Origin of the sequence: Dactylosporangium sp. NBC_01737 (assembly GCF_035963215.1) — a bacterium.
Lineage (GTDB): Bacteria > Actinomycetota > Actinomycetes > Mycobacteriales > Micromonosporaceae > Dactylosporangium.
In genome coordinates this window covers 12,917,832-12,936,807 of record NZ_CP109153.1, presented here as the reverse complement: position 1 = coordinate 12,936,807, position 18,976 = coordinate 12,917,832, and the positions used below count along the sequence as shown (strand labels likewise).

At 73.5% G+C, this 18,976-nt stretch carries 19 protein-coding genes; 9 read left to right on the top strand and 10 right to left on the bottom strand.

The features are described 5' to 3' along the window. Nucleotides 1-71: 71 nt before the first annotated feature. Together OHA72_RS59710 and OHA72_RS59705 are read right to left on the bottom strand one after the other, a co-directional pair. Nucleotides 72-1,853, bottom strand: a complete 1,782-nt coding sequence (locus OHA72_RS59710) for a methylmalonyl-CoA mutase family protein (RefSeq protein WP_327004949.1) — start codon at nucleotides 1,851-1,853, stop codon at nucleotides 72-74. 120 nt (nucleotides 1,854-1,973) lie between these two features. Next, a complete protein-coding gene (locus OHA72_RS59705) occupies nucleotides 1,974-2,864 on the bottom strand; it encodes a tetratricopeptide repeat protein (protein WP_327004948.1) in 891 nt (296 codons plus the stop codon). A 51-nt stretch (nucleotides 2,865-2,915) separates the two neighbouring features. Here OHA72_RS59705 and OHA72_RS59700 point away from each other — a divergent pair, with 51 nt between their 5' ends. Next, nucleotides 2,916-3,707 carry a class I SAM-dependent methyltransferase gene (locus tag OHA72_RS59700; RefSeq protein ID WP_327004947.1) on the top strand — a complete coding sequence of 264 codons (792 nt, stop codon included), beginning with the start codon at nucleotides 2,916-2,918 and terminating at the stop codon, nucleotides 3,705-3,707. 93 nt (nucleotides 3,708-3,800) lie between these two features. Here OHA72_RS59700 and OHA72_RS59695 read toward each other — a convergent pair whose 3' ends face one another. The 3 genes from OHA72_RS59695 to OHA72_RS59685 form a co-directional block, all read right to left on the bottom strand. Next, nucleotides 3,801-4,628 (bottom strand): hypothetical protein, encoded by an 828-nt coding sequence (locus OHA72_RS59695; protein WP_327004946.1) that lies wholly within the window; start codon nucleotides 4,626-4,628, stop codon nucleotides 3,801-3,803. 3 nt (nucleotides 4,629-4,631) lie between these two features. Continuing rightward, nucleotides 4,632-5,126, bottom strand: coding sequence for a sigma-70 family RNA polymerase sigma factor (locus tag OHA72_RS59690; protein ID WP_327004945.1), 495 nt, complete (start codon nucleotides 5,124-5,126; stop codon nucleotides 4,632-4,634). Between the two features lie 171 nt (nucleotides 5,127-5,297). Continuing rightward, on the bottom strand, nucleotides 5,298-5,645 hold the full coding sequence (locus OHA72_RS59685; RefSeq protein WP_327004944.1) for an MmcQ/YjbR family DNA-binding protein: 348 nt from the start codon (nucleotides 5,643-5,645) through the stop codon (nucleotides 5,298-5,300). A gap of 117 nt (nucleotides 5,646-5,762) precedes the next feature. On the opposite strand from OHA72_RS59685, the gene OHA72_RS59680 reads away from it, so the two are divergent. Beyond that, nucleotides 5,763-6,428 carry a class I SAM-dependent methyltransferase gene (locus OHA72_RS59680; protein ID WP_327004943.1) on the top strand — a complete coding sequence of 222 codons (666 nt, stop codon included), beginning with the start codon at nucleotides 5,763-5,765 and terminating at the stop codon, nucleotides 6,426-6,428. Between the two features lie 438 nt (nucleotides 6,429-6,866). Further along, nucleotides 6,867-9,200: a putative bifunctional diguanylate cyclase/phosphodiesterase gene (locus tag OHA72_RS59675; protein ID WP_327004942.1), complete on the top strand. Its 2,334-nt coding sequence runs from the start codon at nucleotides 6,867-6,869 to the stop codon at nucleotides 9,198-9,200. A gap of 18 nt (nucleotides 9,201-9,218) precedes the next feature. Here the strand turns inward: OHA72_RS59675 and OHA72_RS59670 are convergent, their stop codons facing one another. Then, nucleotides 9,219-9,719, bottom strand: a complete 501-nt coding sequence (locus OHA72_RS59670) for a chemotaxis protein CheX (RefSeq protein WP_327004941.1) — start codon at nucleotides 9,717-9,719, stop codon at nucleotides 9,219-9,221. Nucleotides 9,720-9,884: 165 nt separating this feature from the next. On the opposite strand from OHA72_RS59670, the gene OHA72_RS59665 reads away from it, so the two are divergent. The 3 genes from OHA72_RS59665 (at nucleotide 9,885) to OHA72_RS59655 (ending at nucleotide 11,797) form a co-directional block, all read left to right on the top strand. Then, on the top strand, nucleotides 9,885-10,481 hold the full coding sequence (locus OHA72_RS59665; protein ID WP_327004940.1) for an ATP-dependent Clp protease proteolytic subunit: 597 nt from the start codon (nucleotides 9,885-9,887) through the stop codon (nucleotides 10,479-10,481). A gap of 87 nt (nucleotides 10,482-10,568) precedes the next feature. After that, a complete protein-coding gene (locus OHA72_RS59660) occupies nucleotides 10,569-11,375 on the top strand; it encodes an SAM-dependent methyltransferase (protein WP_327004939.1) in 807 nt (268 codons plus the stop codon). 5 nt (nucleotides 11,376-11,380) lie between these two features. Next, the gene (locus tag OHA72_RS59655; RefSeq protein WP_327004938.1) at nucleotides 11,381-11,797 is read left to right on the top strand and encodes a hypothetical protein; all 417 of its coding nucleotides are present in this window, start codon (nucleotides 11,381-11,383) and stop codon (nucleotides 11,795-11,797) included. Nucleotides 11,798-11,955: 158 nt separating this feature from the next. On the opposite strand, the gene OHA72_RS59650 is transcribed toward OHA72_RS59655, so the two are convergent. Both OHA72_RS59650 and OHA72_RS59645 read right to left on the bottom strand, forming a co-directional pair. Then, the gene (locus OHA72_RS59650; protein ID WP_327004937.1) at nucleotides 11,956-13,524 is read right to left on the bottom strand and encodes an MDR family MFS transporter; all 1,569 of its coding nucleotides are present in this window, start codon (nucleotides 13,522-13,524) and stop codon (nucleotides 11,956-11,958) included. After that, nucleotides 13,521-14,003, bottom strand: a complete 483-nt coding sequence (locus OHA72_RS59645; RefSeq protein WP_327004936.1) for a MarR family winged helix-turn-helix transcriptional regulator — start codon at nucleotides 14,001-14,003, stop codon at nucleotides 13,521-13,523. The genes OHA72_RS59650 and OHA72_RS59645 overlap by 4 nt, the downstream gene beginning before the upstream one ends. 95 nt (nucleotides 14,004-14,098) lie before the next feature. On the opposite strand from OHA72_RS59645, the gene OHA72_RS59640 reads away from it, so the two are divergent. After that, on the top strand, nucleotides 14,099-14,683 hold the full coding sequence (locus tag OHA72_RS59640) for a TetR/AcrR family transcriptional regulator (RefSeq protein ID WP_327004935.1): 585 nt from the start codon (nucleotides 14,099-14,101) through the stop codon (nucleotides 14,681-14,683). A 3-nt stretch (nucleotides 14,684-14,686) separates the two neighbouring features. On the opposite strand, the gene OHA72_RS59635 is transcribed toward OHA72_RS59640, so the two are convergent. After that, nucleotides 14,687-15,322 carry a hypothetical protein gene (locus OHA72_RS59635; RefSeq protein ID WP_327004934.1) on the bottom strand — a complete coding sequence of 212 codons (636 nt, stop codon included), beginning with the start codon at nucleotides 15,320-15,322 and terminating at the stop codon, nucleotides 14,687-14,689. 174 nt (nucleotides 15,323-15,496) lie between these two features. Here OHA72_RS59635 and OHA72_RS59630 point away from each other — a divergent pair, with 174 nt between their 5' ends. Both OHA72_RS59630 and OHA72_RS59625 read left to right on the top strand, forming a co-directional pair. Further along, nucleotides 15,497-17,554, top strand: a complete 2,058-nt coding sequence (locus OHA72_RS59630; protein WP_327004933.1) for a sensor histidine kinase — start codon at nucleotides 15,497-15,499, stop codon at nucleotides 17,552-17,554. After that, on the top strand, nucleotides 17,544-18,194 hold the full coding sequence (locus OHA72_RS59625) for a response regulator (protein ID WP_327004932.1): 651 nt from the start codon (nucleotides 17,544-17,546) through the stop codon (nucleotides 18,192-18,194). The genes OHA72_RS59630 and OHA72_RS59625 overlap by 11 nt, the downstream gene beginning before the upstream one ends. A 12-nt stretch (nucleotides 18,195-18,206) precedes the next feature. Here OHA72_RS59625 and OHA72_RS59620 read toward each other — a convergent pair whose 3' ends face one another. Beyond that, the gene (locus OHA72_RS59620; protein WP_327004931.1) at nucleotides 18,207-18,929 is read right to left on the bottom strand and encodes an SDR family oxidoreductase; all 723 of its coding nucleotides are present in this window, start codon (nucleotides 18,927-18,929) and stop codon (nucleotides 18,207-18,209) included. Nucleotides 18,930-18,976: the final 47 nt, after the last annotated feature.

Below are 18,976 nucleotides of genomic sequence, written 5' to 3'. Positions count from 1 at the left end.
CGCCTCGCCCGGCTCCGGTGCGGCGGGGTCGACGCGGGGGGTGCCGAGGGAGACCTCGGTGAAGTCGGGGATCACGGCGCCACCAGTCCCAGGTCAGCGTGTGTCCGGCGGAGCACCGCGAGGGCGTCGCAGCCGGTGTACAGGTAGTCGTCGACGTGCTCGTAGCCGGCGGGTTTCCCGGCCAGCCAGACGGTCCGCGCGCCCTCGGCCTTCAGCCGCCCCGCGGTCTGCGCCGCCTCTTCGGCGTAGGAGCGGTCGGACCCGCAGATGCAGACGACCTCCGTGACGGGTCCATTGTGGACGGTGCGGATGCCGCCGGCCGCGAACAGGTTGGCCGCGAACGACGCCCGCGCCGTGTGCGCCGCGACCGGTCCGAGCGTCACCAGGCTGACCACCTTGTCCGAGCCGTCGGCGGCGTCGCGGAGGTTTTCGTAGGCTTCGGCGTACCGGTGCCGCGGCAGACCACCCGACGGTGCCGGCGGGGCGGGGGAGCGGGCCGGGCGGCGCTCCTCGAGGCTGGCGAACTCGCTGACCCCGGTGATCGGGTCGAGCCGGCGTGCGAGCCGGTCGGCGCGGCGCTGCCAGGTCGCCGCGACCCGGTCCGCGACCAGCGCGCTGTCCAGGGCGGCGCGCATCCCGCCGGCGCGTTCGACGTCGATGAACACGTCCCAGGCGGCGTGCGCGAGGGCGTCGGTGAGCGACTCCACGAACCATGAGCCGCCGGCCGGGTCCAGGACCCTGGCCACGTTGGCCTCCTCGACCAGCAGCGTCGAGGTGTTGCGCGCGATGCGCCGGGAGAAGCCGTCGGGCAGCCCGAGCCGCGCGTCGAACGGCAGCACCGTCACCGCGTCCGCGCCGCCGACCCCGGCGGCGAAGCAGGCGACGGTGGTGCGCAGCAGGTTCACCCACGGGTCGCGGGCCGTCATCATCGCCGCGCTCGTCACCGCGTGCTGGACCTGCGCGCCGAGGTGCGGCACGTCGCAGACGGTGGCGATGCGCGCCCAGATCCGCCGCGCCGCCCGCAGCTTCGCGATGGTGGCGAACTGGTCGCCGCCGGCCGCATAGCGGAACTCCAGCTGGCGCAGCGCCATCCCGGCGCTCAGCCCGGCGTCGACGAACGCCCGCAGGTACGCCACCCCGGTCGCCGCGGCGAAGCCCAGCTCCTCGGCGTCGCTGCCGCCCGCCTCGTGATAGGGCGTCGCGTCGACGGTCGCCACCGGCACCGTCTCAGGTGCGCGTTTGGCGAGCCGGCCCAGCATGCCGAGGTCGGCGGGCTGCCCGGTCCTGGCCTGCCATCCGAGCGGGTCGGCGCCGAGGTTGCCGCGCTTGTCCTCACCCGGCAGCTCGAGGAACGCGCTCGCGGCGGCCTCGGTGTCGGCGCCGCAGTCCAGCACGACGGGGGCGAGGTCGAGGTACACGCCGTCGAGGACCTCGGGGATGCTGCCGGGCGCGATCCCGTCCAGCCAGATCGAGGTCGCCCCGTTCTCCAGGTCGGCGAGGATCGCCTCCCGTGTGGCCTTCGCGTCGGGGTCGGCGTGCCGCTGCCGCACGTCCCACGCCCGGGGCTGCGCGCTGCCACCGCGGATGAACGGCGTCTGCCCGGGCCACCCGACCGGCGGCAGGCCGGCGGTGTCGTCGGCCGTGAACAGCGGCGCCACCGCGATCCCGTCGTAGGAGACGCTGCCGAGCAGCTCCCGCACCGCCTCGGGGGGCGTGGCATCATCGGCGCCGCCGGACTTGCGTAACACCGCAAGGGCCAGCCGCTGCCACTGCTCCAGGTCACCGCCGGCGAAGTCGGCCCCCAGCCGCAACCCGCCCGCCTCCTCAGGTCCAGACCTGACAGGCTCACTCATGACCGGATGTTAAGGGCGTGTGACAGCGCCCCCGTTCCCGTTGTGAAATCGTCCACCAGTTGAATATCTCACCGGCGCACGCACTTCGGCTCCCCTAACGACCCCTACCGCAGGGCGGGGTCAGGCGCGGGGGCGGTCCAGGTCGAGCTGGTCGAGCCAGTCGTCGACGGGGTGGCCGAGGTCCTCGGCGGTGTCGAACCAGCGGGCCGCGGTGGCCTCGTCGGCCGGTATGCCCTCGCCGACCAGGTGCATGTAGCCGAGCATCGCCGCGGCGCGGGCGTTGCCGGCGTCGGCGGCGCGGCGGTAGTAGTCGGCGGCGAGGGTGAGGTCGGCGGGGAAGCCGGTGCCGGTGGCGTGGGCGGCGCCGACGTTGTAGAGGGCGCGTGGCTGGCCGAGGTCGGCGGCGCGCAGCAGCCAGGTGCGGCCGGTGTCGTCGTCGCGAGGGACGCCCTCGCCGGTGGAATACAGCACGTACAGCTCGAACGCGGCGTCGGCGTTGCCCTGCCCGGCGGCCCACAGGTGATGCTCCACGGCGGCGGCCGGGTCGCCGAGCCATTGCTCGACCAGGCCCAGCCGGTAGCGGGCCTCGGCGTCGGTGGCGGCGTGCGGGCGCAGGTGCTCGCGGGCCTCCCGCTGCGCCTCGACCGGGCCGTCGGCGCAGGCGCGTGCGAACAGCAGCGCGCCGTCGCGGTCGCCGAGCGTCGCGGCCCGCGCGAAGCAGTGCCGTGCCCGGTCCAGCTGGGTGTCGCCCTCGGCGCCCGGCAGGAGGGCGCCGTCGACGCCCAGGTAGCAGCGGCCCAGCGTGATCCAGGCGGTGGCGGTGCCCACGGCGCTGAGGCCGGCCACGACGACGGCGGCGGCCTCGACGGGCAGGATGCCGATCATCATGTCGCCGCGGTCGATCCGGCCGGCGAGGGTGGTGCAGGCCGTCTCCACCAGGTCGAGGTCCGGGTCGTCGGCGGCCAGCTGCCCCGCCGCCATCGCCAACAGGTGGCCGCTGTCGAGATCCATCGCGGCAAGATACCAGCGCCGCCGGTGGTGCGGCTGTATGAAGATCGGAGCATGACGACCGACTACAACGGCTACCAGCACACCGTCTACGCCCAGGGCAGGGCCCTCACCCCGGAGGCGGCGCAGGCGTGGGCGGAGGCGTTCCGGCGGTGGGCACCCGCGGACACGACGACCGTCCTGGATCTCGGTTCAGGGACCGGCCGGTTCACGCCGATCCTGGCGGAGGCCTGCAAACCCTGCCAGGTGTACGGCGTCGAACCGTCCCACGGCATGCGCACCGCCGCCGAGCGCGATGCCACGCACCCGGCGGTGCGGTACCTGGACGGCAGCGCCACCGCCATCCCGCTGCCGGACGGCTCCTGCGACCTGGTGCTGCTGTTCCTCGTCCTGCAGCACGTCACGGACCGGCCGGCGGCCGCCGCGGAGATCCGCCGGGTGCTGCGCCCCGGTGGCCGGCTGCTGGTGCGCAGCACGTTCGCCGACCGGCTGCCCGACCTCACCTGGCACCGGTACTTCCCGGGTGCGCGCGCCGTGGAGCGGCGGATGTTCCCGACCCTGCAGGAGACCATGGACCTGTTCGAGCTGCCGGTGGTCGGGCTCGACAAGGTCCGGGAGCGCCTCGCGCCCGGGCTGCGCGCCTACGCCGCCCGGCTGGAGCTGCGGGCCATCTCCGTCTTCGAGCACCTCACCGACGCCGAGATCGAGGCCGGGTTCGCCGCCCTGCGCACGGCCGCCGCCGCGGAGACCGTACCGGTGCCGATCGAGGAGGACTCGGACCTGCTGGTCCTGCAGCTCGACCCGCCGGGCCCGGACCCGGCCAGGCAGCGGCCGGACTGGTGGTGAGCGCCGTTCAGCGCGGGTAGGGCCGCGCCGCGGCGGCACGGCCAGTTCCACCTGGCGGGTCCGAGGAACCGCCGACCGTGCCGCCGCGGGGTTTCACATCGCCAGGCGCGGGTCGAGGGCGATGGTGGTGAGCCGGTCGAGGGTCAGCGGCGGCGCCGGCAGGAACACGGCCGGGGCCTGGTTGCCGTCCCAGCCGTTCCAGCAGTTGCGGACGCTGACGGAGACCAGCGAGTACGGGCGCCACACCAGCACGGCGTACATGACGATCTGGCCGTTGCGCACGGACAGGGCGAGGACCGTCTCGCCGCCGGGGCCCGTGCTGTCGGTGCACTCGGGTGGGCTGTAGCCGGACCCTTCCGGCTTGAACGCGGCCCGCCACTCGTCGCACGACCCGGGTGCCGGCGCCGTCTCCGACGGCAGCGGCGAGGAACCCGTGCCTGGCCTCGCGTCGGCGGTGAAGGAGAAGTCGGCGGTGCCGCCGGCCGTGGTGAGCGCGGCGATGGTCATGTGGGCGTCGCCGGCCATGTAGCCGGGGTAGTCCTTGCTGGGGATCACCTCGACGGCCGCGGCTCTGGTCCGCAGGTCCGCGACCGTCACCCCGGCCGGTCCGGCGCGCAGCAGCTCGTTGATCGCGGCGCTCTGCCGGCGCAGCACCTGATCCTGTGGTTCGGCCGAGTGGGCCGGTGAACCCGGGTGCGGTGACACGCTCGGCCCGGGTGCGGCCGGCGGTGCCCCGTCCCGCCGCATAGGTCCGGCCAGGCCGTTGCCCGCCACGACGATCGCGGCGACGGTGGCGAACGCGGCGACGAGCACGCCGGCCGGGCGCAGCAGCAGGATCCTGCGCTGGCGGGCGATCGTGGCGTCGACGTCGATCCGGGTGGGCGGGGCCACGCCGATGGCCTCGTCAAGCAACTCACGCATCGGTTACTCCTGTTCCTGATCGGCGGTGGCGAGGACGCGCAGCGTGGCGAGGGCGCGCGCGGTCTGGCTCTTCACGGTCCCTTCGGACACCCCGAGGATGTCCGCGGTCTGGCTGACCGACAGGTCGCAGTAGAACCGCAGCACGACGCACGCCCGGCGGCGCGGCGGCAGCCTGGACAGCAGCGCCAGCAGCTGCCCGTCGCCGGGTTCGGCGTCGTGGGTCGCGGGCTCCGGCAGCAGCTCGACCGGGCTCTCCCGCCGTCGCCACGGCCGGCGTCGCTCGTCGAGCCAGGTGTGGGTGAGGATCCCGTGCACGTACGCGTCGAGGTTGTCCGCCTGCTGCGCGCGGTGCCAGTGCCGGTACAGCTTCCCGATGGTGACCGCGACGACGTCGTCGACGGCGTCCCAGTCCCGGCACAGCAGGAACGCGCTGCGGCGCAACGGGTCCAGCCGCGCCTGCACGTAGTCCCGGTATGCGATCTCGTCAGCACGTTTCACGCACGCGCCCCCTCCGATGTGGCCTTCACACCTGGACGTCGCACGGGCCGGCCGGAAGGGTTGCCGCCGGGTCAGCGGTTGCTGAGGTGGTCGCGCTCCAAGGTGTCGAGGGTCAGCGCCGCCGCCGTGCGGGACGCCGCATCGCCACGGTGCCGCAGATCATGAGGTACCTCATGACACCCCCTGGTGCCAGGCGGCGTAGACGCGTTTCGGCACGACCATCCGCCACGCCTCGACGATCAGGTCGCGCAGCTCGGCGCCGTGGAGGGTGGCGAGGTGCCCGCAGACCCAGTTGAACCGCAGGTCCGACACCGGCGGCTGGAAGAACCGGGCGGGATCGGTGGCCACGAGCGCGTCGCGTTCCTCCTTCGGGAACGCGAAGCCGAGCGTCGTCTCGTCCTGCGACAGCGCCAGATAGACGATGCTGCCGACCCGGAACTTGACCCGGTCGCGGATCAGGTGCTCGGTGGTCCGCGGCAGGCTCAGCGCCACCCCGCGCACCTCATCGACGGTGCCCATCCGCACATCCTGGCACGGCCGCGGCCGCCGCACGGGGCACCGATTCCGTGCCGATGCCGCCGACGCGGCCGGTGGCGCCGGCGGGCGGCGGGTTCGTCGGCGTGATAGGCAATCCGGGTGGAACCCGACGAGTACATCCGTGGTCTGGCCGCCGACTCGCTGCGACGCGGTGACGCCGTCGGCTGGTGGGACTCCCTGTACGTGGCGGCGGGCAACGGTGTCACCGAGGTCCCGTGGGACCGGGGCGGCGGCCCGCACCGGCTGCTCGCGTCGTGGCCCGGTGCCGGACGCGACGGCGGCGGGCGCCGGGCCGTCGTCGTCGGCTGCGGGCTGGGCGGCGACGCGGAGTTCCTCGCCGGGCGCGGGTATGCGACGGTCGCGTTCGACGTGTCGCCGGCGGCGGTCCGCACCGCCCGTGAACGCTTCCCGGACTCGGCGGTCGACTACACGGTCGCGGACCTGTTCGAGCTGCCCGACGCCTGGCACGGCCGGTTCGACCTGGTCTTGGAGAGCATGACGGTGCAGGCACTGCCGAGGGACCTGCGGGCGCGTGCGATCGGCGCCGTGCGTGACCTGGTGGCGCCGGGCGGGACGCTGCTGGTGATCGCCGCCGCGATCGAGGACGGCCAGGAGTCCGACGAGGGGCCGCCGTGGCCGTTGACGCGCGCGGAGGTCGCCGCCTTCGAGTCGGCGCGACTGCGGTTCGCCGAGCTGGAGGAGTTCAAGGAACCCGGCCTGCACCGCTGGCGCGCCGAGCTCGTCCGGGCCGCCGCGGCGGCCTGATCGGCCGGGCGGAGCCTGCCTGGGTACCAACGCCGGGCCGAGGCGCTCACCCCGATGCAAAGATAAATCACGATAAATGCAGACAATAGGTGCGGGATGTCGTTCGAACGGGTGACGCCGACGTCACCGGCGGCGGTGGGCGTCGTTGCTGGGGGCAGCTAGCAGTCCCCCTGCCGAGCGAATGGATCGCAGCCATGAGACCGGGTATCGGTGGCGCGCACAGATCACGAGGCCGGATGCTCATGGCCTCGGCACCGCTCACACTGGCCGTCGCCGCGGCGGTCCTCGTCGGCGGGCCTCCGCTCGGGTTGCCCCCGCACCTCGCCGTGCTCGTCGCCGCCGCGGCCGCCACCGCACTGCACGCCGCCTGGCTGCTGCGCCTCGCGACGGGCACCGGCGCCGCCGCTGCCCCGGGGCCGCGCCGCGCCCGCAGGGACCGTGTTCAGCCTCGCCGCCCTCGCGTTCGGCGTGTTCACCGCCGGCGTCTCGGCCGTGGCCACGCCGGTCGCCGCATACCTGGCGCCGGCCGCCGGGGTCGCGCTCGTCGCCGGCCTGCTCAAGCTGCCCGGCGTCACCGTCGACACCGGCGGCGCGCTGCGCCGCGCCCTGGACGGGATCTGCGTCGCGCTGTGGAAGTTCCTGGCGCTGCTGGTCCTCGTGCTCGAACAGGACGGCGGGCCCAGCCGCACCGTGTTCACCACCTGCCTGCTCGCCGTCATCGGCATCACGGTCGCCGTCGTGAGCGGGGTCCGGGCGCCGTTCCCGCGCTGGGCCGCCGTCACCGCCGCCGGCGGGGTGGCGCTGATCGTGCTCGGCCTGGCGGTCCTGCCGCTGCACCCCACCGGCGACGGCGTCTGGCTGCTGGCCGCGGGCGGGCTGCTGGTGCTCGGCTCGGTGCTGGTCTGGGCCGGCGCGTGCCGGTCCGTGGACGCCGACCGCCGGCCGGCCCGACCGGCGACCGACGGCACCCTGATCGGCGACCCGCTGCTGGTCGCCCCGGTCCTCGCCGGCGCCGCCGCCGTGCTGTACGCGCTGGTCAGCCGGGGACAGCTCGGCCTGACCGCGATGGTGATCGGCACGTTCGCCGTCCTCGCCGTCGCGGTGCGGGAGCTGCTGGAGGCGGTCGCGCTGCGCCGGTACAGCGGCCGGCTCGATGCGCAGGAGGCGACGTTCCGCACCCTGGTCGCCGGATCCAGCGACGTGATCGTGGTCCTGGACCCGGACCTGTCGGTGCGGTGGCAGTCCGCCGCCGCCGCACGCCAGTTCGGCCTGTCGGACCAGGAGGTCGTCGGGCGGCCGTTCCAGCAGCTCGTCCACCCCGACGACCTGGACCTGGTGGCGCCGGAGCGGGCCGGGCCGCGGCCGGTGCCGGTGCGGGCCAGGATCCAGGACGGCTTCGGGGTGTGGCGGCCGGTCGACGTCACCGTCACCGACGAACGCGGCAACCCGGAGGTCGCCGGCGTCGTGGTGCACCTGCGCGACGCCAGTGCGCAGCAGGAGCTGGAGCACAGCCTGCAACGCACGATGCGGGTCGACCCGCTGACCGGCCTGGCGAACCGCGGGACGCTGCTCGCCCACCTCAACGACGGCGGCGGTCACCTGCTCACGATCGGCCTCGACGGGTTCGCGGGCGTCAACGCCCTGCACGGCTCCGACGTCGGCGACGCGATGCTCGTCCAGGTCGCCGCGCGCATCCGGGACGCGGTCAACCGCGGCGACGTCGCGGCACGGCTCAACGGTGACGAGTTCGCCGTGTACACCGGTGCCGACAAGGTGCACGCGTTCACGCTCGCCACCCGGCTGCTCGGCGACCTCGGCCAGCCGTACCCGCTGCCCGGCGCCGACCTGCAGCTGTCCGCGGGGATCGGGCTCGCCCCGGTCTGCGGCGGCGCGGAGGAGTCGCTGCGCCGCGCCGGGCTGGCGCTGCGGCGGGCGAAACGCGGCGGGCGCGGCAAGGTCGAGTGGCACGACGCCGAGGTCGAGGACGCCTACGTGCGGCGGGCCACGCTCGAGCAGCACCTGCCGCAGGCGGGGGAGCGCGGCGAGCTGGACCTCGCATACCACCCGGTCTACGACCTCGTCGAGGGCCACCCGATCGGCGTGGAGGCGCTGCTGCGCTGGCGGCACCCGACGCTCGGCACCGTCCCGCCGAAGGAGGCGCTGGAGGTCGCGCGGGAGCTCGGGATCACCCGTGAGCTGCACGACTGGGTGCTCAACCGGGCGTGCCGGCAGCTGTCGTCGTGGCAGCACGAGGGGTACGTGCTGTGGATGTCGGTCAACGTCGCGATCGACGACCTCGTCGCCCCGGACTTCGCCGGCCGGCTGAGCCTGACCCTGGACAGCCACCAGATCGACCCGGCGGACCTGGTCGTCGAGCTGTCGGAGCGGGAGCTCGGCGTCGACCTCGAGCGGGCCGTCGAGCCACTGGCCACGGTGCGGGCCATCGGCGTGCGGACCGCGCTGGACGGCTTCGGCGCCGGCACCACGTCGCTGGCGCACCTGCGCCGCCTGCCGACGGACATGCTGAAGGTCGACGGCGCCCTGTTCGCGTCGCAGCCGTCGGCCGGGGGACCGGCGGCGCCGATCATCGACGTCGTGGTGAAGCTCGCGCGGCGGCTCAACGTGACGGTCGTCGCCCATGGTCTGGAGGCGGAGCGGCACCTGGAGGTCGTGCGGACCGCGGGCTGCCGGTACGGCCAGGGCCACTACTACGGCACGCCCGCACCGGCGGAACGCATCGAGGCCGCGCTGGTGCGCCAGAGGACCTGGTGACGCCGCTCAACTGGCCGGTCACGGCATCCGGGTGGTGATCGGCCGGTCCCGGTGCACGTGCAGGACGCTGAACGTGATCGGCTGGTCCGGCTTGTCCTGCCAGCCGACGGCGAGCCGCAGCGTCTCCCGCGTCGACGGGAACAGCATCTTGCCGGTCGCCACGACCGGCAGGCCCAGCTTCGCCGGCTGCGCGCCACGGTTCTTGAGGTTGCCGCCGACGACGTTGATGAGCTCGCCCATGGCGTCGGTGACGTCGCGGTCGGTGACCTCGTCGGGTTCCATGGCGAGCATCAGGCCGGTGATGTCGGTGGCCGCCGCCGCCGGTACGAGCACCCGCACGTGACCCTCCCAGGCGCCCGTGATCGACACGGCGGCGGTGACCGGCCGCAGGTCCAGGCCCGGTTCGAGGTCCGTCGGCTGGGCGTCCGGCTGCTGCAGGTACGCGTCCCAGACCTCGTTGACGATCTCGACGAGGTCCCGGTCGACGAGGCCGGACTCGGTGAGCGAGGCGTCCACCATGCGCACTCCAGAGGTCGTGAGGGCTGTACCTGTCACCCGCATGGTGCCAGCCGAAAGTGGCAGTTCCGCCAGAAACAGGAAAATCTGCCCGGGCTGCTTCCGCCCGCAGCGGAATGCGCCCTCGGTGTTCGGTGACCGGCCGTGCCGTCGCCTAGGGTCGGGCGCATGGAGCACAGCTCGCGGTTCCGCTACGACCGGCGCCCCGACGACGATCCGCCGGTCCAGCCGCCCCAGCACGCACCCTGGCTCGACGAGCAGCTGTTCGGCCGCCGCATGGTGTTCCTGCGCGGCGTGATCGAGCCGGAGATGGCCGGCCGCGCCGCGGCGACCCTCCTCGCCCTCGACGCCCTCGGCCCCGACCCGATCACGCTGCACCTGTCGGCGGAGGAGGGCCAGCTCGCGGCGGTCTTCACGCTCGTGGACGCCCTCGACGCGGTGCACGCACCGGTCCACGCGACCGCCGTCGGTCAGATCGGCGGCGCCGCCATCGGCGTGTTCTGCGCCGCGCAGACCCGCTCGGCGTTCGCCCATGCCAGGTTCCGGCTGTCCGAGCCGAAGGTGACCAGCCCCGGCGGCACCGCCGACCAGGTCGTCGCCGAGGCCGGCCGCTACCTGCGCGACCTGGAGGACCTGGTGCTGCGCGTCGCCGCCGCGACGGGCCAGCCCAGGTCGCGCGTCGAGGACGACCTGTCCACCGGCCGCGTCCTGTCCGCCGAGGAGGCCGTCGAATACGGCCTGATCGCGTCGATCACCTCCCGGTAGCCGCCGTCCGTTGCTGGTTTGCCCGCGCGTGATCTACTAGGTTCGATCGCGACGGCGGTGGGTGGCCCGTACGAGAGGAAATGCTGGGTGAGCAGCACGGAACACGGCCGGATCGACACCTCGGTCCCGCATCCGGCCCGGCGCTACAGCTACTGGCTCGGCGGCAAGGACCACTTCGCCGCCGACCGGGAGTCCGGTGACGCGATCGCCGCGGCATTCCCCGCGGTCGTCGCCCTGGCCCGCGCCAACCGCGCCTTCCTGGGCCGCGCCGTGCGGTTCCTCGCCGAGTCCGGCGTCCGCCAGTTCCTCGACCTCGGCACCGGCCTGCCCGCACCGGACAACACCCATGAGGTCGCGCAGCGCGTCGCCCCGGACGCCCACGTCGTCTACGTCGACAACGACCCGATCGTGATGGTCCACGCCCGCGCGCTGCTGCAGGGGGACCCGCGGGGCAGGACCGCCTACCTCGAGGCCGACGTCCGCGACCCCGCGGCGATCCTGGCCCACCCGAGCCTGCGCGAGACCCTCGACCTGACCGAGCCCGTCGCGCTGCTGCTGGTCACCACGCTGCACTTCGTGCACGACGACGCGCAGGTCGCGGCCGTGGTCCGGCACCTGCTCGACGCGGTCCCCTCCGGCAGCTACCTGGTCATCACCCACGGCACGATGGACTTCAGCACGCCGGAGGGCGTCGCCGCCTACGAGAAGATGTTCGCCGCCGGCGGCACCGACGTGCGGGCCCGGCCGAAGGCCATCATCGAGCAGTACTTCGCCGGCCTGGACATCGTCGAGCCCGGCATCGTCCCGGTCGGCGACTGGCGCCCGGACGCCTCCAGCGACCGCCCCGTCAGCGCGGACCTGCAGATCTACGGCGTGGTCGGCCGCAAGCCGTAACACCCATGGCGCCCTCGACGGATGACGACCGGCCGTATGCCCGCCGCGACGGTCTCTACATCTCCGGGCAGCAGGCGGAGGACGAGGGCCGCAGCATCGTGCGGTTCCTGGCCTCCGGCGAGGTGGTCACCGCCGGTGTCGGATCGACGGACGACCCGGCCACGCTGGCGGAGCAGGTCGCCCGCTGGCTGGCGCCCGGGCACCGCTACGTCTCGGCGGGCCGGTGCGAGCACGACGGCGACGAGGTCCGGTTCGTCGCGTCGAGCTCGTACGGCAACGTCTCCTACGCCGGGCGCATCGCCCGGGACGGCCTGGAGATGGAGCTGGCCTGGCACAGTGACATCAACGGCAACAGCGGCAGCGAGCGATACTGGTTCGTGCCGGTGCAGTCACTGCGAGACGAGCCGGAGGCCGTCGAATGAGCGGCACGACCGCACAGCCCAAACGCATCCCGGGCCAGACCGATGCCGATCACCACGCAGGCCCCGACCCCAACGCGCAGTTCCTCAGTCGCGCCTGAGCCGGAGACGCCGGTGGGCGGGGCGGCCCGAGGGGTGGCCGCCCCGCCCACGTCATAGCCTCAGCGGGTCGTGACCGGGACCTTCTCCTCGGGCAAGGGGGCGGCCAGGTCCAGGGTGCTGCGCAGGGCGGTCGGCTTCATCAGTGCCGCCGCCACGACGCCGACGACCGCGATGCCGGCCGAGATGAGGAAGATGTGGCCGGTCGCGTCGCCGTAAGCGGCGCGGACGATGTGTTGCATCGCGGGCGGGAGGGCGTTGAGGTTGAGGTTGCTGGCACCGCCGGAGCCGGAGCCGGCCGGTACCCCCGCGGCGGCCAGACCGTGCGTGATGTTGTCGGCGACCCGGCGGGCGAGGACGGCGCCGAGGACCGAGACGCCGATGGTGCCGCCGAGCGAGCGAAAGAACGCGATCGTGGAGCTGGCCGCGCCGATGTCCTTCAGGGGCACGGTGTTCTGCACGGCGAGGACCAGGTTCTGCATCGAGGAGCCGACACCGACGCCGACGAGCAGCATGGCCGCGCCGACGAAGACGAGGGACGTCTCGTGGTCGATGGTGGCCAGGGCGCCGAAGCCGAGGACGAGGATGACGGTGCCGGCGACGATGTACGGCTTGATGTTGCCGGTCTTCGTGATGAGCCGGCCGACGACGATCGAGGCGCCGAGGACGCCGGCCATCATCGGGATGGTGAGCAGGCCGGCCTCGGTCGGGGTGTAGCCGCGGCCGATCTGGAAGTACTGGCCGAGGAAGACGGCGCCGCCGAACATGGCCATGCCGACGGCGAGGCTCGCGATGATCGACAGGGCGGTGGTGCGCTGCTTGACGATGTCCAGCGGCACGACCGGCTCTGCAGCCCGGGCCTCGACGAAGACGGCGAGGGCGAGCAGCACCAGGCCGGCGCCGACCATGGTGAAGGTCTGCCACGACAGCCACGCGAACGAGCCGTCGACGAACGACACCCAGATGAGCAGGACGCTGACGCCGGCGGCGATGAGCGATGCGCCGAGGTAGTCGATGCGGACGTTGTCGCGGCGCAGCGTGGCGATGTGCAGGGTCTTCTGCAGCACGAACAGCGCGATGACGGCGATCGGCACGCCGACGAAGAAGCACCAGCGCCAGCCGAGCCAGGAGGTGTCGACGATGACGCCGCCGAGCAGCGGGCCGCCGACGGTCGCGACGGCCATCACGCCGCCGAGGTAGCCGTTGTACCGTCCACGCTCCCGCGGCGGGATCATCGCGGCGATGACGACCTGGACGAGGGCCTGCAGGCCGCCGACGCCGATGCCCTGGAAGGCGCGCGCGGCGATCAGCTCGCCGGCGTTCTGCGCGAGACCAGCGACGATCGAGCCGACGACGAAGATGACGATCGAGATCTGGACGAGGAGCTTCTTGCTGTACAGGTCGGCCAGCTTGCCCCAGATCGGCGTGGAGGCGGTGGCGGTGAGCAGGGTCGCGGTGACGACCCAGGTGTACTGGCCCTGCGTGCCGTTGAGCGCCCCGATGATCTTCGGCAGGGCGGTGGAGACGATGGTGGAACTCACCATCGCCACGAACAGCACGAGCAGCAGGCCGCTCAGCGCCTCGAGGATCTGCCGATGGGTCATCGGCTCCTCGGTCCTCGTCTGACTCATCGTGATGCCTCCATGTGCGAAGCGTGCGAAGCGTGCGAAACCTGCGAAGCGTGCGAAACCTGGGAAGCGTGCGAAACATGCGAACTGCTCAGGGCGGTCGTGAAACGGCGCAGGTACGCCCCGAACTGCTCGACGTCCTCGCCGCTCCAGTCGCGCAGGGCGTCGGCGAGCAGGGCGTCGTACCAGACCACGGCGTCGGCGAGGGTGCGCCGGCCGGCGTCGGTCAGCTCCAGGAGGCTGGCCCGCCCGTCGTGCGGGTCGGCGACGCGGCGGACCAGCCCGTCCCGCTCGGCGGCGCTGACCGCACGGCTGGTCGTGGACTGGTCCAGGGCGCAGGCGGCGGCGACGTCCTTCAGCCGGCCGCCGCGGTCCACCGCCTGCAGCAGCCCGACGGTCCCGGCCGGCAGGACCGGGTGCCGCTGCTGCTTGATGACGCGGAGGACCTTCATCAACTCGTACAGCTCGTCGCGCAGCTCCACCGGTACACCTCCCCAATTACTTGCCTTGTGCAAGCATCTTAAAAAGTTGCCCAGTGCGCAAGTTTGCGCAGTGAGAAGTGGGTAACATTCGGAGCGTGAGCACAGGCCTGCGGGAACGGAAGAAGTCCGCCACCCGGCAGGCCCTGCATGAGGCCGCCGTCCGGCTGGCGATCGAGCACGGTCCCGACCGGGTCACCGTCGAGGCGATCGCGGACGCGGCGGACGTGTCGCGGCGGACGTTCTCCAACTATTTTGCCAGCAAGGAGGAGGCCCTCCTGTACGGCGACCTGGCCCGCATGCGGCAGCTGCTCGACGCGGTGCGCTCCCGCCCGGCGAGCGAGGCGCCGTGGCCGGTGCTGACCGCCGCCGCGGTCGAGGTGTTCCAGGAGCTCGGCGCCCGCGACCCGCGATGGCTCGCCCAGGTCCGGCTCGTCCGGCGGCACCCGGCGCTCGCCGCGCAGCAGGTCACCACGTACACCTCGATGGAGGACGGCCTGACCGCGGAGCTGTCCGCGCGGGGGGTCGGCGCCCCGATGCGCGCCCGCCTGATGGCCGCGGCGTTCCTGACCGCGCTGCGGGTCGCCGTCCAGGCGTATCCGGACCGCACCAGCGGCGCCGCGCTGACCGCGGTCATGCAGGAAGCCCTCGCCGAGACCGGCAAGGGCTTCCAGTGCGGGTGAGGGTCAGCGGGCGCCGGTCAGCTGCGGGCGCAGCATCAGGATGACGCCCAGCGTGACGTAGCCGATGAGCAGGTGCGCGCCGCCGATGTAGTCCGCCACCGGCGAGCCGAAGATCCCGAACACGGGGACGGTGACGACGGCCCAGCTCTCCGCGACCGTCGGCCACACCCGGGCGGCACCCTTCCAGCGGCGCGCGAACAGGATCTTCACGCCGATGACGGCCATGCCGAGCATCGACAGCGGCCAGAAGATGTCCATCGGGATCAGCCACGCCGCGTCGCGCAGCGACGGGACCGCGTGCAGGAAGCTCCACACGGTGGCGACGGCGAGCAGGAAGTGCTCGACGACCAGCATGCCCCGGGCGACCTTGGTGAGGCCGGTCGCGCGGGTCCGGACCTGGATCGCCAGCAGCGCGAACAGCCCCAGCTGGAACAGCCCGCCGGTGGTGTCGGTGATGGTCAGGCCCAGCGAGTCGGTCGGGTTGTTGCCGACGGTGAACATGCTGGTCGCCCACGAGAGCGTGCCGACGGTCAGGGCGAGGCCCAGGGCCCGCACGCCGCGGGCGGAGATCGCGGCCGGCGGCTGGTGGTTGTCGAGGACGTCGGTACGGGCGGGGACGGGTTCGGTGCGGATCGTCATGGCAGGTCCTTTATGTGAACGGCGCGGCTCGCCGGGTATGCCGTGCATCCTGCGTCCCTCGGCGACCCGGGCGGCAGGGCCCGGCGCCCCGGACGCCGTCCCCGCGAATGTCCCGGCCGGAACGGGACCGCAGTCCTCGGGACTGCGGGACGGGCCGGCTGACACCATGGCCGCATGCGCACGCGGCTCCCCACGCTCGCGGCCGGGCTCCTCGCCCTGCTCGCCCTCGCCTCGACGGTCGCCTCGATCGTCCTGGAGGTCGCGCTCGACGCCGGGCAGCGCGCCACCGACGGCATCGAGGCGGGCTGGATCTCCGGGCTGGCCGGCCTGGGCCTCGCCGTGCCGGGCGCGCTCGTGGCCCGCCGGTTCCCCCGCAACCCGGTCGCCTGGATCCTGTGCGTCAGCGGCCTGCACTGGTCCTTCGACGGCACCTGCGCGGCCTGGGTCGCCTACGCCACCGCGCAGGACCCGTGGCTGCCCGGCGTGACCATCGCGTGGTGGCTCTACCAGCGGCTGGGCGCGGCGCTGCTGTTCTCGCTGCCGCTGCTGCTGATCTTCTACCCGGACGGCCGCCCGCCGGCCGGCCGGCGGCGCTGGGCCGCGTTCATCAGCCTCGGCTTCACCGCGATCATGCCGGTCACCCTGCTGTTCGTGCCGGCCCGCATCGCCGGTGCCGTCGACACCTCGGCCGAGCCGACGGCGCTGCAGGACCTCTCGGTCGACCTGCTGCGCCTCCCGCTGCCCGACAGCGTGTGGGAGGTGCTGCTGCGACTGGGTTACACGGCCCTGCCGTTGAGCATGCTGGTCCCGTTCGCGGTCGTCTTCCGCCGGTACCGGCAAGCCACCGGCCTGGACAAGACCCGCATGCGGTGGCTCGTCTGGGCCGGCGTGGTCGACGTGCTGGTGATGCTGTCCGCGCTGCTGCTGCCCCAGTCGGCGCTGTCCCTCGGCCTGGTCGTGGCCGTCGTGGTCACCGGCGCCGCCGTCGCGATCGGCATCCTGCGCCCGCGCCTCGTCGACATCGACCGGCTCCTCGGCGGCACCGTCCTCTACGGCGCCCTGGCCACGCTGGTTGTCGCCGTCGACGCGGTCCTGCTCGCCGCGGCGACGACCCTGCTCGGCGAGCAGGGAGCGGCACTGGCCGGTCTGCTCGTGGTGATGCTGGTGTACGGCCCGCTCCGGCACCGCCTCTGGCAACTGGTGCAGCGGGTCGTCCTGGGGCGGCGGCACGACCCGTACCGCGTGGTCTCCGGCCTCGCGGAACAGCTGGAGCGCACCGACAGCCCCGAGGACCAGCTGCTCGCCGTCGCGCGCAGCGTCGCCGAGGCGTTCAACGCCCCGTACGTGGCGGTCGAGGTCCACCGCGGCGGGGACTCGACGCTGCTCGCCGAGCACGGGCACCCCGTGACGGACACGCAGACGCTGCCCATCACGTACCGTGGCGAAACCGTCGGCCGGCTGATCCTGCCCGCAGGCGGGCCCCGCACCGTGCTGTCGCCGCGGGACGAGCGGCTCCTCGCCGACGTGGTCCGGCAGGCGGCGGCCGCGGCCCGCTCCAGCCACCTCGCCGCGGAGCTGCAGCACAGCCGGGAGCGCCTGGTCGGCGCGCGCGAGGAGGAGCGCCGCCGGGTCCGCCGCGACCTGCACGACGGCCTCGGCCCGGCGCTCGGCGGGGTGGCGCTGCGCATCGAGACCGCCCGCAACCTCCTCACCGCGTCGCCGGCCCGGGCCGACGAGGTGCTGCGGCAGGCCCGCGAGGACGTGTCGACGGCGCTGGCGGACGTGCGGCGGCTCGTGCACGACCTGCGCCCGCCGGCCCTGGACGACGTGGGCCTGGTCGGCGCCGTCGACCAGGTCGCGGACCGGCTGCGCACCCCTGCCCTGACGATCCGGGTCGCCGGTGTGCTGCCTGCCGGGCTCGCCGCCGCCGTCGAGGTGGCGGCGTACCGGATCGCTTCCGAGGCGCTGGCCAACGTGTCGAAGCACGCGCGGGCGTCGCTGTGCGTGGTGGACTTCTCCGTTGTTTCGGACAGCTTGGTCGTATCCGTCGTCGACGACGGCACCGGCATCGCCGTGGGCACGCCGTCCGGCGTCGGGCTGATCTCGCTGCGGGAACGCGCCGCCGAACTCGGCGGCCGTTGCGAGGTCGAGTGCCCGCCCGCCGGCGGCACCGCGGTCCGTGCCGCGCTGCCGTTAGGATCTTCTTTTCAGGAGGTGCCCGATGGCCGATGAGCCGGTCCGGGTCCTGGTCGCCGACGACCACCCGATCTTCCGCGACGGCCTCGCCGTGCTGCTCGGCTCCGTCGACGGCATCGAGGTCGTCGGCACCGCGGCAACCGGCGCGGAGGCCGTGACCCTCGCCGTTGACCTGCTGCCCGACGTGGTCGTCATGGACGTGCAGATGCCCGGCCTCAACGGCATCGAGGCCACCCGCCGCCTCGCCACCGAGGCCTCCTCCGTCGGCGTCGTCGTGCTCACCATGTCCGAGGACGACGGCACCGTCTTCAGCGCCGTCCGCGCCGGCGCCCGCGGCTACCTGGTCAAGGGCGCCGAGCAGGACGAGATCGTCCGCGCCATCAGAACCGTCGCCTCCGGCGGCGCGGTCTTCGGCGCGACCCTCGCCCGCCGCATCGCCGAGTTCTTCGCCGCCGGCCCCCCGACGGCGACGACCGCGTTCCCGGAGCTCACCGCCCGCGAGCGGGAGATCCTCGAACTGCTCGCCGCCGGCCGCTCCAACGCCCAGATCGCACAGACCCTGTTCCTGTCCCAGAAGACGGTCCGCAACAACGTCTCCAACGTCTTCGCGAAGCTGCAGGTCGCCGACCGCTCCGAGGCCATCGTCCGGGCCCGCGAGGCCGGCCTCGGCCGCTGACACCCCCCGGGGTCACCAGGGGACGACGCCGGCGTCGTTGAAGAATGCGCCGGTCGGGCCGTCGTCGGGCAGGGTGGCGAGGCGGATCGGCGTCGCGGCCGCCTCGTGCGGCGGGCGGCCCTGGAAGCCGGTGAAGTCGGTCGCGACCAGGCCCGGGCAGGCGGCGTTGATGAGGATGCCCGTGCCGGCGAGCTGCCGCGCGTAGTGCACGGTGATCGCGTTGAGGTACGACTTCGTCGGGGAGTAGGCGGCCATGACCGGGCCGACCTCGACGGCCGGGTCGGACTGCCAGGTCAGCGAGCCGACGCTGCTGGAGACGTTGACGATGCGCGGTGCCGGCGAGCTGCGCAGCAGCGGCAGCATCGCGTTGGTCACGCGGATCACGCCGTAGACGTTGGTGTCCACGACGCCGCGGACCATGTCGAGGTCGAGCGTGGTCGGGTCCTGCACCCAGCCCGGGCCCGTCTCGCCCGAGATGCCGGCGTTGTTGACGAGGACGTCGAGCCGGTCGAGCAGGTGCCTGGCCTCGGCGACGCTCCGGTCGCTGGTGACGTCCAGCGGGACCGCGAACGCGTCCACGCCGGCGGCGTGCAACGTCTTCACCGCCGCCTCGCCCCGGGCCCTGTCGCGGGCGCCGACCGCCACGCGGTACCCCCGCGCGCCCAGCCCCGCCGCGATCTCGTAGCCGAGTCCCTTGTTCGCGCCGGTCACCAGCGCGGTCTTCGTGTCGCTCATGACGCCGATGCTCGCTCGGCGGTGGGCCGTGTCGTTACACCGGTTCG

Excerpts from the sequence above, each read along its gene's own strand:
- OHA72_RS59710 (WP_327004949.1), bottom strand. The coding sequence starts at position 1,853 with ATGAGTGAGCCTGTCAGGTCTGGACCTGAGGAGGCGGGCGGGTTGCGG.
- OHA72_RS59705 (WP_327004948.1), bottom strand. The coding sequence starts at position 2,864 with ATGGATCTCGACAGCGGCCACCTGTTGGCGATGGCGGCGGGGCAGCTG.
- OHA72_RS59700 (WP_327004947.1), top strand. The coding sequence starts at position 2,916 with ATGACGACCGACTACAACGGCTACCAGCACACCGTCTACGCCCAGGGC.
- OHA72_RS59695 (WP_327004946.1), bottom strand. The coding sequence starts at position 4,628 with ATGCGTGAGTTGCTTGACGAGGCCATCGGCGTGGCCCCGCCCACCCGG.
- OHA72_RS59685 (WP_327004944.1), bottom strand. The coding sequence starts at position 5,645 with ATGGGCACCGTCGATGAGGTGCGCGGGGTGGCGCTGAGCCTGCCGCGG.
- OHA72_RS59670 (WP_327004941.1), bottom strand. The coding sequence starts at position 9,719 with ATGGTGGACGCCTCGCTCACCGAGTCCGGCCTCGTCGACCGGGACCTC.
- OHA72_RS59665 (WP_327004940.1), top strand. The coding sequence starts at position 9,885 with ATGGAGCACAGCTCGCGGTTCCGCTACGACCGGCGCCCCGACGACGAT.
- OHA72_RS59655 (WP_327004938.1), top strand. The coding sequence starts at position 11,381 with ATGGCGCCCTCGACGGATGACGACCGGCCGTATGCCCGCCGCGACGGT.
- OHA72_RS59650 (WP_327004937.1), bottom strand. The coding sequence starts at position 13,524 with ATGAGTCAGACGAGGACCGAGGAGCCGATGACCCATCGGCAGATCCTC.
- OHA72_RS59635 (WP_327004934.1), bottom strand. The coding sequence starts at position 15,322 with ATGACGATCCGCACCGAACCCGTCCCCGCCCGTACCGACGTCCTCGAC.
- OHA72_RS59630 (WP_327004933.1), top strand. The coding sequence starts at position 15,497 with ATGCGCACGCGGCTCCCCACGCTCGCGGCCGGGCTCCTCGCCCTGCTC.
- OHA72_RS59625 (WP_327004932.1), top strand. The coding sequence starts at position 17,544 with ATGGCCGATGAGCCGGTCCGGGTCCTGGTCGCCGACGACCACCCGATC.
- OHA72_RS59620 (WP_327004931.1), bottom strand. The coding sequence starts at position 18,929 with ATGAGCGACACGAAGACCGCGCTGGTGACCGGCGCGAACAAGGGACTC.